This window comes from Alistipes sp. AM16-43 (genome assembly GCF_003435745.1).
GTDB classification, from domain to species: domain Bacteria; phylum Bacteroidota; class Bacteroidia; order Bacteroidales; family Rikenellaceae; genus Alistipes; species Alistipes onderdonkii.
The window spans coordinates 749,400-762,923 of sequence record NZ_QTUQ01000001.1 but is presented as its reverse complement, the minus strand read 5'-3'; the positions used below and the strand labels follow the sequence as shown (position 1 = coordinate 762,923).

Annotated in this window: 8 protein-coding genes; 5 read left to right on the top strand and 3 right to left on the bottom strand. The window is 59.0% G+C overall.

Annotated elements, in window-relative coordinates:
* Positions 1 to 53: 53 nt before the first annotated feature.
* From DW189_RS03100 to DW189_RS03085, 4 genes are all read left to right on the top strand, one after another.
* Entirely contained in the window at positions 54 to 1,469 is a 1,416-nt protein-coding gene (locus DW189_RS03100; protein ID WP_117506826.1) for an ATP-dependent RecD-like DNA helicase, read from the top strand.
* Positions 1,462 to 2,037 (top strand): uracil-DNA glycosylase family protein, encoded by a 576-nt coding sequence (locus DW189_RS03095; protein ID WP_055201817.1) that lies wholly within the window; start codon positions 1,462 to 1,464, stop codon positions 2,035 to 2,037. Before DW189_RS03100 ends, DW189_RS03095 begins: the two co-directional genes overlap by 8 nt.
* Before the next feature lie 158 nt (positions 2,038 to 2,195).
* Positions 2,196 to 4,826, top strand: a complete 2,631-nt coding sequence (gene mutS, locus DW189_RS03090; RefSeq protein WP_174760573.1) for a DNA mismatch repair protein MutS — start codon at positions 2,196 to 2,198, stop codon at positions 4,824 to 4,826.
* Positions 4,823 to 6,046: a WG repeat-containing protein gene (locus DW189_RS03085; RefSeq protein ID WP_117506824.1), complete on the top strand. Its 1,224-nt coding sequence runs from the start codon at positions 4,823 to 4,825 to the stop codon at positions 6,044 to 6,046. Before mutS ends, DW189_RS03085 begins: the two co-directional genes overlap by 4 nt.
* Positions 6,047 to 6,359: 313 nt before the next feature.
* Here the strand turns inward: DW189_RS03085 and udk are convergent, their stop codons facing one another.
* The 3 genes from udk to DW189_RS03070 all read right to left on the bottom strand — a co-directional run bounded on the left by udk (position 6,360) and on the right by DW189_RS03070 (position 9,926).
* Positions 6,360 to 6,983 (bottom strand): uridine kinase, encoded by a 624-nt coding sequence (gene udk / locus DW189_RS03080; protein ID WP_022333162.1) that lies wholly within the window; start codon positions 6,981 to 6,983, stop codon positions 6,360 to 6,362.
* A gap of 74 nt (positions 6,984 to 7,057) precedes the next feature.
* On the bottom strand, positions 7,058 to 9,016 hold the full coding sequence (gyrB, locus tag DW189_RS03075; RefSeq protein WP_055201822.1) for a DNA topoisomerase (ATP-hydrolyzing) subunit B: 1,959 nt from the start codon (positions 9,014 to 9,016) through the stop codon (positions 7,058 to 7,060).
* A 172-nt stretch (positions 9,017 to 9,188) separates the two neighbouring features.
* On the bottom strand, positions 9,189 to 9,926 hold the full coding sequence (locus DW189_RS03070) for a cell division ATP-binding protein FtsE (protein WP_055201824.1): 738 nt from the start codon (positions 9,924 to 9,926) through the stop codon (positions 9,189 to 9,191).
* Between the two features lie 250 nt (positions 9,927 to 10,176).
* On the opposite strand from DW189_RS03070, the gene DW189_RS03065 reads away from it, so the two are divergent.
* A complete protein-coding gene (locus DW189_RS03065; RefSeq protein WP_117506823.1) occupies positions 10,177 to 13,362 on the top strand; it encodes an ATP-binding protein in 3,186 nt (1,061 codons plus the stop codon).
* Positions 13,363 to 13,524 lie beyond the last annotated feature (162 nt).

Here is a 13,524-nt window from a genome sequence, read left to right as displayed (position 1 = left end):
TTTTAAGCTAATCTAATATTTGTTTGTAATTTTGTACAAAATATAACACACGCATGTTCAGCACACGTATTGCGACCCAAATTTACGCTAAAATTTGTTTTGAAACAACTCTTGGGCAAAAAAAAATCATAGAAAAATTGTCCGAATACCTTGCAGGTGACGATTTTTCGCGGATTTTCGTGCTGAACGGGTATGCCGGCACGGGCAAAACGACGCTGATAGCGGCACTCGTGGGGGCGCTTAAGGATTTGAATATCAAACCCATCCTGCTCGCCCCGACGGGCCGTGCGGCCAAAGTCCTCGCCCAATACGCTCAGGAAAAGGCCTTTACCATCCACAAGCGGATATACCGTCAGCGCACCAATGCCGATTACGAATCGAAATATTCGCTCAACTTCAACGCCGAGAAGGGGGCGGTATTCATCGTCGACGAGGCCTCGATGCTCTCCGACAGCCCGGGCGGCGGGGCGCTTTTCGGCTCCGGGTCGCTGCTCGAAGACCTCGTGCAATACGTCCGCAGCGGCCGTGACTGCCGCCTGGTGCTCGTCGGCGACAGCGCCCAGCTGCCGCCCGTCGGGGCGGATCGCAGCCCGGCGCTCGACGCCGCGTCGCTCGCCCGTTTCGGCGATGTCGAGTACGCCACGATGGATGACGTGGTGCGCCAGGAGGCCGAGTCGGGGATTCTTTTCAATGCCACGCTCGTGCGGTGCATGCTCGAGAACGGCATCCACGAAATCCCGCATTTCGAAATGGGCTTCCCCGACATCGAGGCGGTCGAAGGCGGGGAGTTCCTCGAAAAGCTGCAGGATTGTTACGCCAGGTACGGCCGCGACGAAACCATCGTCATCACCCGTTCGAACAAGCGTGCCAACCGTTACAACGAGGGCATCCGCCGCAACGTGCTCTATGCCGAGGAGGAGATCGAGAGCAACGACATGCTGATGGTCGTGAAGAACAACTATTATTATACCGGGCACACCGAAAACTGCCCGATGCACTTTATCGCCAACGGCGACATCGCGCGGCTCAAACGGCTGCGGCGCTACGAGGATTTCTACGGTTTCCGTTTCGCCGACGTCGTGCTCGAATTCCCCGACTACGAGGATACGGAGATCGAATGCAGGATCCTGCTCGACACGATCGCCTCGGAATCCCCGGCGCTGACCCGCGAGGAGTCCTCGCGCCTTTTCTACGAGGTCGAGAAGGACTACCTCGACGTCAAAAGTAAAATCAAGCGCTTCAAGGAGATCCGCGAGAACCCGCATTTCAACGCGCTCCAGGTGAAATTCTCCTATGCCGTGACGTGCCATAAGGCCCAGGGCGGGCAGTGGAAGGCCGTTTTCGTCGACCGCTGTCTGTTCGGCGACGAGCCCATGACGCGCGACATGCTCCGCTGGCTTTACACGGCGCTGACGCGCGCCACCGATAAACTGTACCTCGTAAATTTCGACAAGAAGTTCTATGAATAGCGAACTGCATCCCCTCGAACCTTTCCTGCCGGCCAACGCCCGGGTGCTGATGCTGGGCAGCTTCCCGCCCAAGCGCATCCGCTGGTCGATGGATTTCTTCTACCCGAACCTGCAAAACGACATGTGGCGGATCGTGGGCTACCTGGCTACGGGCGACAAGTCGCATTTCCTGATGCCCGGCGGCCGGAAATTCGACAAGGAGCGCATCGAGGCCTTCTGCCGCTGCCGCGGGATCGCACTCTACGACACGGCGGTCGAAGTCATCCGGCTGAAAGACAATGCGTCGGATAATTTTCTTCAAGTCGTGCGCGAGGTGGATCTCGCCTCCCTGCTGGCGCGTATCCCGGCCTGCCGCACCCTCGTCACTACCGGCCAGAAAGCCACCGATACGCTGCGTGCGATCACGGGGTGCGACGAACCGGCCGTAGGCCAGAGCATCGGGTTCGAATATGCCGGGCGGAACATGCGGCTGTGGCGTATGCCCTCCTCGTCGCGGGCCTATCCGCGGCCTGTGGAGTGGAAGGCCGAATTTTACCGAAAAGTATTCGAAATGAATGAAATTCTGTAAAATAGAGTATCCTTGCGTAGCAAAAAAAACAAAAATAATTTCCATTCCCGGCTTGGTTTGAGAACCAAATTCTGTTATCTTTGTATGGAAATTACATACAATTTTTTATTGTGAACGCAGAGAAAAAAATAGACAAAAAATATGTCGAGACACCGCTGATGAAGCAATATTATTCGATCAAGGCGGTGCATCCCGATGCCATCCTGCTCTTCCGGGTAGGGGACTTTTACGAGACATTCGGCGAGGACGCGATCAAGGCCAGCGGCATCCTCGGCATTACGCTCACGCGGCGGGCCAACGGATCGGCAACCTACGTCGAACTGGCCGGGTTTCCCTACCATGCCATCGACACCTACCTGCCCAAGCTGGTACGGGCGGGCGAGCGCGTAGCCATTTGCGAACAACTCGAAGACCCGAAGCTCGTCAGGGGGCTGGTCAAGCGCGGCGTGATCGAGCTGGTCACCCCGGGCATCGTGCTGGGTGACAATATCCTGGCCAACAAGGAAAACGCCTTCCTCGCTTCGGTCTACTTCGGCCGGCAGACGACCGGTGTGGCGTTCCTCGACATTTCGACGGGCGAGTTCTACGTGGCCGAAGGCTCCGACAACTACGTCGACAAGCTCATTTCGAACCTCGCACCCAAGGAGATCATCTACCAGCGCGGTTACGAAGACCGCTTCTCTGCCGCTTTCGGGTCGAAACATTACACCTACCGGCTCGACGAATGGGTCTTCTCGGAGGAGGTCAACCGTGGAAAACTCTGCAAGCAGTTCACGACCACGTCGCTCAAGGGCTTCGGCGTCGACCATTTCACCAGCGGCATATCTGCCGCCGGCGCCATCCTCTACTACCTCGAATTCACCGAGCACCGCGACATCGCCCATATCCGTTCGATTTCGCGTATCGACCAGGACGACTACGTGTGGGTCGACAAATTCACGATCCGCAACCTCGAGCTGTTCTCGTCGAACGGGGGGCGCGAGAAGTGCAGCTTCGCCGATGTCATCGACCGCACGCTCACCCCCATGGGCGGCCGCCTGCTCAAACGTTGGATCGCCATGCCCGTCAAGGATACCGTGCAGATCAACGAACGGCTGGACGTAGTCGGACATTTCGTCGAGGATGCCGACCTGGCCGACACCGTGCGCGAGCAGGTGGCGCTGGTGGGCGACATGGAGCGTATCGCGTCGCGTATCGCCGCGGCGCGGGTGACGCCCCGGGAACTGGTGCAGCTCAAGAATTCGCTCTTTGCGGTCGAATTGCTCAAGGCGGCGCTCGAATCCACGGACGACGACCGATTGCATGCGCTGGCGGCGCAGATCGACCTGATGACCGGCGTGCGCGACCGCATCGCGCGGGAGATATACCCCGATCCGCTCAACAACCAGATTCAGAAGGGCGGCGTCATCGCCGACGGCGTGGATCCCGAGCTGGACGACCTGCGCCGCATTGCGCTCCACGGCAAGGATTACCTGGCACGCATCCAGCAGCGCGAGAGCGAGACGACGGGCATCCCGTCGCTCAAGATCAGCTACAACAACGTCTTCGGCTACTATATCGAAGTGCGCAACGCCCATAAGGACAAGGTGCCCCAGAGCTGGATCCGCAAGCAAACCCTTGCCAATGCCGAACGCTACATCACCGAGGAGCTGAAGGAATACGAAGAGAAGATCCTCGGGGCCGAGGAGAAGATGCTGGTGATCGAACAGCGCATCTATGCCGACATCATCGCCCACATAAGCCGTTCGCTCGCCGTGCTGCTGCGCGACGCCGCTGTCGTGGCGCGTGTCGACTGCCTGCAATCCTTCGCCCGCATCGCCTGCGAACGCCGCTATGTCCGTCCCGTGCTCGACGACGGCAAGCGCATCGACATCCGCCAGGGACGCCATCCCGTCATCGAGACGCTTATGCCCGTAGGGGAGGAGTATATTCCCAACGACGTGTTGCTCGACGACAAGGAACAGCAGATCATGATGATCACCGGCCCCAACATGTCGGGTAAGTCGGCCCTGCTGCGGCAGACGGCGCTCATCATCCTGATGGCGCAGATGGGATCCTTCGTCCCCGCCAAATCGGCGCATATCGGTGTGGTGGACAAGATATTCACGCGCGTCGGGGCGTCGGACAACATCTCGCAGGGCGAATCGACCTTCATGGTCGAGATGCTCGAATCGGCCAGCATCCTCAATAACATCTCCGACCGCAGCATCGTCCTGCTGGACGAAATCGGCCGCGGCACGAGCACCTACGACGGTATTTCCATCGCCTGGGCGATGGTCGAGTACCTGCACAACCACCCGACGGCGCACGCCAAAACGCTCTTCGCCACACACTACCACGAGCTGAACGAAATGGAGCAGATGTGCCCCCGCGTGAAAAACTACCACGTGAGCGTCAAGGAGATGGGCAACCAGATCGTCTTCCTGCGCAAGCTCGAACGCGGCGGCACGGAACACTCGTTCGGTATCCACGTGGCGCGCATGGCCGGCATGCCGATGTCGGTGGTGTCGCGTGCCGACGAGATCCTGCGCAACCTCGAATTGGTCTACGGCAACAACGAGATCGTACCGAGCCGCAGCCTCAAAAGCCGCGGCAAGAAACCTTCGCCGTCGGTCAGGGAGGCTGCCGAAGCCGGCGCCCCGCAGAACATGCAACTGTCGATGTTCCAGCTGGACGATCCGGTGCTGGTACAGATCCGCGACCAGATCAAGGGGTTGGACATCGATTCGCTGACACCCATCGAGGCACTCAACAAACTCAACGAAATCAAAAAGATAACAGGCATATGATCAAGCATCGCATCATGTCCGCAGCGACTTTGCTGGGCGGGGTGGTTTTTACCGGGCATGCCGTGGCGCAAAGCCCGGAGGTGGCGCGGCGGCTCGATGCGAAATACGATGTGGTGTGGCCTGCGGCCGACGGACTCATAAGGGTTAATAAGGGCGGGTACCGTATTCCCGATTCGCGTATGAAATCCAACGGAAAATACGGGTATGCCGATACCCTCGGGCAGGTGGTGGTGCCGCCGGCCTACGACGATGCCGCGGATTTCGGCAACGGCCATGCCGTGGTCGGGCGGAAAGCCGGGGATGGCAGGATGCTCTACGGCCTGATTGACCGCTCGGGGCGTGTGGTCGTGCCGCTGGAGTGGGAGCGCTTGGGCGGTGTCCGTAACGGGGTCTGTGTGGCCCGCACCGGCACGGCCGCCGAACGGGAATTCTCGCTCGCCGATACGCTGGGCAATGTCCGCAGCCTCGGTTACGACTATTGCAGCGATTTTTCCAACGGGCTCGCCCGCGTGGGTGTCGGTGCCTATGTCGAGAAGGAAAACGTAGCGGGGATTACGCTCCGGGATGCGTACGAATTCCGCGGGAAGTTCGGGTATATCGCCCCGGATGGCGGAATCGTTATTCCTGTGCAGTTCGACGACGCCCGGGATTTCGCGCAGGACGGGCTGGCCCCGGTCGGCATTCAGGGAAAATACTATGTCAAATGGGGGTTCATCGACAAGTCGGGGCGACAGGTCGTGCCGTGCAACTTTTACAGTGCCGAGGAGTTCCTGGGCGACCGGGCCGTAGTGAGCAAGGTCGTTACGGGCGGGAAATTGGCCTACGGCTATATCGACCGCAGCGGGAAGGAGGTAATCCCCTGTCAGTTCGACATGGCTTCGGGCTTCCGCTTTGCCAACACATGGGTCGGCATGGAGCAGGACGGTGAATATACCTATACGCTGATCGGCCCCAACGGGGAAACCGTGCTGCCGTTCCGTGTGGGCGATTTGCAGGACGGAGGAAAATACGGGCACGCGGCGGCCTCCATCTCCGATGCCGCGGGGCGTAAACGCTTCGGGATCGTCGCCAATAACGGGAAGGTGATCCTGCCGTTCGAGTACGACCATATAGCTATTTTTTCGGAGTGGGATGCGGCGAACAACCGCTGGCAGGAGAGCGCCATGGGAACAAAGGACGGGCAAAATTTCAGCTTCGACATCTCCCGGCGGGGCGAGTAGCCTTTTCCGCCCCGGCGTGTTCCTTCCTTCCTGCATTCGGTTCCGCGGCAGGCGGGTGCTTTCTGTTTTGTTTGGCCCCGGGTACCCATGTGCAGTGACGGTTGGCTGCCGCAGCCGGCAAGTCGCAGCTGATCGTAGCCTTAGGGTGCAAAGCGGCTGCGGCTTGGATTCCGATTCCGAAATAAAACCCCGGCGCAATCTCTTTGCGCCGGGGTTTTCGTTGCAGGATATCCGTAAATTCCTCGGAGTCCCGTCCTGTTATCTCCTTTCCCATAATGCCGTTCTCGGGCCTTTCGGTCACCCGGTTGTCCGGCTACTCGTTACGCGCGATCAGCGAACTGATGTTCTGGATCAGCATCGCCACGGCCACCGAGTTGAAACCGCCCTCGGGGATGATGACATCGGCGTAGCGCTTCGAGGGTTCGACGAACTCGTCGTGCATGGGCTTCACGGTCGAGGTGTATTGCGTGATGACCGACTGCATCGTACGCCCGCGCTCGCAGACGTCACGCAGGATACGGCGCGCCAGGCGTATGTCGGCGTCCGTGTCCACATAGACCTTGATGTCCATCATGTCGCGCAGCTCCTTGTTTTCGAAGATCAGGATGCCGTCGACGATGATTACCTTCGAAGGCTTCACGCACACGGTTTCCGCCGTACGGTCGTGGTCGACGAACGAGTAGACCGGGTGCTCGATGGGGACGTTGTCCTTCAGCGCCTTGATGTGGTCGACCAGCATCTGCGTGTCGAACGCCTGCGGATGGTCGTAATTGAGTTTCGTGCGTTCCTCGTAGGTCAGCTCGGGGTGCGCCTTGTAATAGTAGTCGTGGCAGAGCGTCACGACGTCGTCGCCTACGAAGGCCTCTTGCAGGCGTTTGACGAGCGTGGACTTTCCCGAGCCGGTTCCTCCGGCGACTCCGATTACGGTAACTTTCATAGTGTCAGTCTGTAATATCGGTTATATAAAGAAAAGGATCGCACCTTTCGCAAGGGCAATCCTTTTCCTTTTCATTATGCGTCGATATTTGCGTAATGCGCGTTTTTCTCGATGAATTCGCGTCGGGGCGGCACTTCGTCACCCATCAGCATCGAGAAGATGCGGTCTGCCTCGGCAGCGTTTTCGATGTTCACCTGGCGCAGGATGCGCGTGTCGGGGTTCATCGTCGTTTCCCACAGCTGGTGGGCGTTCATCTCGCCGAGACCTTTGTAACGCTGCACGTGCGCCCCCTTGCCGAATTCGGCGGTGATGGTGTCGCGTTCCTTCTCCGTCCAGCAATAGCGCTCCTGCTTGCCTTTCTTCACGAGGTAGAGGGGCGGGGTGGCGATGTAGACGTGGCCGTTCTCGATCAGCTCCTTCATCTTGCGGAAGAAGAACGTCAGCATCAGCGTCGCGATGTGGCTGCCGTCGACGTCGGCATCGGTCATGATGATGATCTTGTCGTAGCGGAGTTTCTCCAGGTTGAGCGCCTTGCTGTCCTCCTCGGTGCCGATCGTCACACCCAGCGCCGTGAACATGTTCTTGATCTCCTCGTTCTCCCACATGCGGTGCTCCTGCGCCTTTTCGATGTTCAGGATCTTACCGCGCAGCGGCATGATGGCCTGGAAATTACGGTCGCGGCCCGATTTGGCCGTGCCGCCTGCCGAGTCACCCTCGACGAAGAAGATTTCGGCGATCGAACGGTCGCGGCTCGAACAGTCGGCGAGTTTGCCGGGGAGCCCGGCTCCCGAAAGTACGGTCTTGCGCTGCACCATTTCACGGGCGTGGCGTGCCGCGTGGCGCGCCGTCGCAGCCAGGATGACTTTCTGCACGATGGCCTTGGCATCCTTGGGGTTTTCCTCCAGGTAGTGGCCCAGGGCGGCGGACATCGCCTGGTCTACGGCGGCCGAGACCTCGTCGTTGCCCAGTTTGGTCTTGGTCTGGCCTTCGAACTGCGGCTCCTGCACCTTCACCGAAACCACGGCTGTGAGCCCCTCGCGGAAGTCGTCGCCGTTGATGTCGAACTTCAGTTTGGCGAGCATACCCGAATCCTCGGCGTATTTCTTGAGCGTACGGGTCAGCGCGCGGCGGAAGCCCGTCAGGTGCGTACCGCCCTCGATGGTGTTGATGTTATTTACATAGGAGTGCACGTTCTCCGAGAACGAGTCGTTGTACTGCATGGCCACCTCGACCGGGACGCCGTTCTTTTCGGTATCGAGGTAGATGATCTGGTCGATGATCGGCGTGCCGCGCGTGGCGTCGAGGTACTGGACGAACTCCTTGAGGCCCTCTTCCGAATAGAAGTGGTCTTCGCGGGTATTGCCTTCGTCGTCCCTGCGCTTATCGTAGAGGTTCAGGCGGATGCCCTTGTTCAGGAACGCCAGTTCGCGCAGGCGGTTGGCCAGGATGTCGTATTTGTATTCCGTCGTGAGCGTGAAGATGCTCTCGTCGGGTTTGAACGTGATGGTGGTGCCGCGGTCGGAGCATTCGCCGATGACCTCGACCTGCGAGGTGGGAGCGCCCTTGCTGTACGTCTGGCGGTATATTTTCCCGTCGCGGCTGCGGATCTCGGCGATCAGCAGCGTCGAAAGTGCGTTCACGCACGATACGCCCACGCCGTGCAGGCCGCCCGAGACCTTGTAGCTGCCCTTGTCGAACTTACCGCCCGCATGGAGAACCGTAAGCACGACTTCGAGTGCCGATTTACCCTCCTTTTCGTGGTAGTCGGTCGGGATGCCGCGGCCGTTGTCGCGTACGGTGATGGAGTTGTCCTCGTTGATCGTCACGTCGATGTCGGTGCAATAGCCCGCCAGCGCCTCGTCGATCGAGTTGTCGACCACCTCGTAGACCAGATGGTGCAGGCCCTTCTCGCCTATGTCGCCGATATACATGGCGGGGCGCTTGCGCACCGCCTCAAGCCCTTCGAGAACCTGGATATTCGAAGCGGAATATTCTTCTTCTTGCTTTTTTACGTTTTCTAATTCGGTACTCATCTGTCGTCTTTAAAATATCGTACAAATATACGAAATATATCCCGAATAAACAATAGCCGCCTGGCTTCCGCCAGACGATTTTTTGCGGTTGCAGGACGTTTCGGAGGCATCCCCGCAGGGTGTGCCGCAACATACCCCGGGCGGGATGCGGCAGCGTGGGGTTTACGGTCTGTTATCCGAGTTCGGCTTTGAGGTCTACCTCGCGGATTTTACCCTGCGCGAAGAGTATGGCGCGGGCGGGGTAGTTCTCGATCAGTGCGGTGTTGTGCGTGGACATGACCACGGCACAGCCGCGGCCGGCAATCTCCTGGAAGAGCCGCATGATGCCTTCGGCCGTCACGGGGTCGAGGTTGCCGGTGGGCTCGTCGGCCAGCAGCACCTGCGGGTCGTTCAGCAGGGCGCGTGCGATGACCAGCCGCTGCTGCTCGCCCCCCGAGAGTTCGAACGGCATTTTGTAGCTTTTGGCCTCGAGGTCTACGAGCTTGAGCACCTGGTCGATCCGCTCCCGGATCTGGTCTTCGCGCTTCCATCCCGTGGCTTTCATTACGTAATAGAGGTTCATGAAGACGTTGCGGTCGGTCAGCAGCTGGTAGTCCTGGAATACGATGCCGATCCGGCGGCGGAGGTAGGGGATGTCGCGGCGCCTGAGTCTGCGCAGGTCGTAGCCTGCCACGCGTCCTTCGCCGGAGAGCAGCTGCACCTCGGCGTAGAGGGTTTTGAGCAGGGTGCTCTTGCCGCTGCCGACGCGTCCGATCAGGTAAACGAATTCGCCCGGAGCCACACACAGGTTCACATCCGACAGCACCATCTCTCCCCGGCGCATCAGCTTCTCGGCCGAGGTGCTGCCGAACGGGTTGTCCGCATGGTAGATGGCTGCGTTTTTCAGCCTTACGACATATTTTTCGCTCATAGGTTCTGGTCGCTGGAATTATTTTCCAAAGATAGTCAAAATATCCGTACGGGGATGTCGGCACGGCGAAAAAAACCGCCAAAACTGCTTCTGAAGGGATATTTTGATCCTTCTCGACCGGAAATATATAACAAAAAAGCCCTTTGGGTTGCGCAAAAACAACCGTATAATTTGCATTTCCGCCCGAGGGTGCTTAAATTTGCACGATAGGCCGTGACGCCTCGGCCTGACAGTAAGCAAAAATCTTTGAATGAAAGAAAACGAGATCCTGCGGGAGATTATGCGGGATGCCAAAATAGGTTGGTGGCAAGCCGACCGTAACCGCCGCGTGTTCCATATTTCGGAAGGGCTCCGCGACCTGCTGGGGGTCGCTTCGTGCGATGTGACTTACGAAGAGTTCGGGAAGATGATAACTCCGGCCTACCGGGAATATGCCCTCGCCTCGATCGGGGTGCGGGGCGGCGCCGAACGCCTCTACCCGCTGCAAGGCCCCGAGGGGGAGATATGGTGCTATTGGAAACTGTTGCGCGAAGAGGTTGCCGAAGACGGGGGGATGTTGCTGACGGGTTATTTCCGGGTGGTCGACCCGCCGTCCGAAGTGGTCAGGTCGGAGGAAAAACAACGGATCAACGACCTGCTGTTCCGTCTTAACAGCATTTCGCAAACGCTGCTTTCGCTGCTGAAAGTCGATGACCTGGATGCCGTCGTCGACGAAATCCTGGCCGACGTGCTGACCATGTTCGATGGCGGAAGGGCCTATATCATCGAATCCGACCCCGAACACCGTTTATATAATTGCACCTACGAAGTCACGGCCGAGAATGTCGCCGGGGAACAGGAGCTGGTAAGCGGTATTTCGATGGACGAGGTGCCCTGGTGGACGCAGCGCATCGCCAACGGCCAGCCCGTAATCATCTCTTCGCTCGACGAATTGCCCGACGAGGCTTTCCGCGAGCGCGAGGTGCTGGCCATGCAGGACATCAAGTCGCTGATCGCCGTGCCGCTCCTCTCGCGCGACAAGGTGTGGGGATATGCCGGCATCGACATCGTGAACCGGCCCCGGAGATGGACGGGCGAGGATTTCCAGTGGTTTTCGTCGCTGATCAATATCATCAGCCTCTGTATCGAATTGCAGCGCTCCGAGCGCGAGGCGCAGTCCGAACGTAAGTACCTCCAGAGCCTCTACCACCACATGCCCCTGGGGTATGCCCAGCTGCGGGTCATCCGTGACGAGCAGGGGAAACCCGTCGACCTGCTGGTGCTGGATGCCAACTACACCGCCGACAAGATCATGGGGACTGCGCGCGAAACCTATATCGGCAGGCGTATCTCCGAACTGGGACTGGATATGGAGCAATATCTGAAAACTTTTACGGAGGTGCTCCGCAGCGACGGATTTATCGAGCGCGACTCCTTTTACGAGATCTCGAAACGCTGGATACATTCCATCCTCTATACGACCCGGTCGGACGAGGTCATCAGCCTCTTTTCCGACACTACGGAAATGCGCAATGCCCACGAGGCGTTGTTCAACAGCGAAAAAATGCTGCGCAATATTTTCGACAACGTCCAGGTCGGGGTGGAGCTTTATGACAAAGAGGGCTGCCTGGTCGACATCAACACCAAAAACCTCGACATCTTCGGCATCGCGGCGAAGGAGGATGTGCTGGGGATCAATTTTTTCGAGAACCCGATCGTGCCCGAGGAGATCCGCCGCAACGTGCGCAACGGGCAGGAGCAGTCCTTCAGGCTTGATTATCCTTTCGACCGGCTGGGCGGCTACTATCCCTCCCGCAAGAAAGGCAGCGTGCAGATATATACCAAGGTGACCATGCTGTACGACATGTACGGCGAACTGGTCAACTTCCTGGTGCTGAATATCGACAACACCGAGATCAACGAAGCCCACCACAGACTGGAGGAGTTCGAAAGTTCGTTCTCGCTGGTGAGCCGCTTCGGCAAGGTGGGGTACGCCCGCTTCGACCTGGTGACCCGCGACGGGTATGCCGTGCCGCAATGGTACCGCAACCTGGGCGAGGAGAGCGACACCCCCATGACGCAGGTGATCGGCGTCTACAACCATGTCAACCCCGAAGACCGCGAGGCTGTATTCCGGGAGATCGGGCGCGTCAAGGCCAACGAGTCGAACGGCTTCACGCTCGACCTGCGGGTCGGGCTCCGCGACGGCAAGAACGGGTGGACGCGCGTCAACGTGGTGCGCAACCCGCTGAATACCGACCCCTCGAAGATCGAGATGGTATGCGTCAATTTCGATGTCACGGAACTCAAGCAGACGGAGAAAAGCCTGATCGAAGCCAAGAACAAGGCCGAGGTCAGCGACCGCCTGAAATCGGCCTTCCTGGCCAATATGAGCCACGAGATACGTACGCCGCTCAATGCCATCGTGGGGTTCTCGAACCTGCTGGCCGAAACCGACGATATCGCGGAGCGCCGCGAGTACATGCAGGTTGTCGAGGAGAATAACGACCTGTTGCTCAAATTGATATCCGATATCCTCGACCTTTCGAAGATCGAGGCCGGAACGTTCGAGTTCAATTACGGCATGCTCGACGTCAACCGCATGTGCGAGGAGGCGGTGCGTTCGCTGCGCCTCAAGGTGCAGGACAAGCCCGTCGAATTGCTTTTCGGCGATCATGAGGCGCAATGCCGCATCGTCGGGGACAAGAACCGGCTGTTGCAGGTCATCACCAATTTTATCAACAATGCGGTGAAATTCACCGAGCAAGGCTCCATCACGCTGGGCTACCGCAGGGAGGCCGGGGACTTGCTGTTCTATGTCGAGGATACGGGGAAGGGTATCTCCGAAGAGCATCTGCGCACTGTTTTCGACCGCTTCGTCAAGCTCAACAGCTTTGCGCAGGGCACCGGGCTGGGGCTTTCGATCTCGAAGAGCATCGTCGAGCAGATGGGTGGGCATATCGGCGTCGAGTCGGAGGAAGGCCGGGGCTCCCGTTTCTGGTTCACCATACCTGCCGTGGCATGCAATGCCGGGCCGGACGACGAACCGTCCGTTGTGGCTGAGGCTCCGCATCCCGTTTCCCGTCAGGACGGGAAACTCCCGTTGCTGCTCGTGGCCGAGGATACCGACAGCAATTTCCTGTTGGTGTCGCTGATGTTCCGCAAGGAGTTCGACATCGTACGGGCCGTCAATGGCGAGGAGGCGGTGCGGATATGCCGGGAAATGAAACCTGCGGCCATCCTGATGGACATCAAGATGCCCGTGATGGACGGGCTCGAGGCTACGCGGCGGATCCGCGCGTTCGATCCCGTCGTGCCGATCGTCGCGGTCACGGCATTCGCCTACGACCGTGACCGGCAGAAAGCCCTCGCTGCCGGAGCCAACGAATATGTCGCCAAGCCGCTGAGCGGGGAGCATATCCGCCGCGTATTGGGGACTTTGCTGGCGGGGGGATAACCGCGCCGCGCGTTACGGGCTTCGCCGATAGGAACGTGTCCGCCGTTTTCCGGGGGATCGCCCGCCGCGAAACAACGGCGGCGCTGTGGCAGCCCGGCAGGGAAACCTGTGCCGGGCAGGGTTACCGCGGTGGCCGCGTCCGTTCCTGCCCTGTTTCCGGAA

Coding starts and splice junctions, on each gene's coding strand:
- DW189_RS03085 (WP_117506824.1), top strand. CDS start 4,823: ATGATCAAGCATCGCATCATGTCCGCAGCGACTTTGCTGGGCGGGGTG.
- gyrB (WP_055201822.1), bottom strand. CDS start 9,016: ATGAGTACCGAATTAGAAAACGTAAAAAAGCAAGAAGAAGAATATTCC.
- DW189_RS03070 (WP_055201824.1), bottom strand. CDS start 9,926: ATGAGCGAAAAATATGTCGTAAGGCTGAAAAACGCAGCCATCTACCAT.
- DW189_RS03065 (WP_117506823.1), top strand. CDS start 10,177: ATGAAAGAAAACGAGATCCTGCGGGAGATTATGCGGGATGCCAAAATA.
- udk (WP_022333162.1), bottom strand. CDS start 6,983: ATGAAAGTTACCGTAATCGGAGTCGCCGGAGGAACCGGCTCGGGAAAG.
- mutS (WP_174760573.1), top strand. CDS start 2,196: ATGAAGCAATATTATTCGATCAAGGCGGTGCATCCCGATGCCATCCTG.
- DW189_RS03100 (WP_117506826.1), top strand. CDS start 54: ATGTTCAGCACACGTATTGCGACCCAAATTTACGCTAAAATTTGTTTT.
- DW189_RS03095 (WP_055201817.1), top strand. CDS start 1,462: ATGAATAGCGAACTGCATCCCCTCGAACCTTTCCTGCCGGCCAACGCC.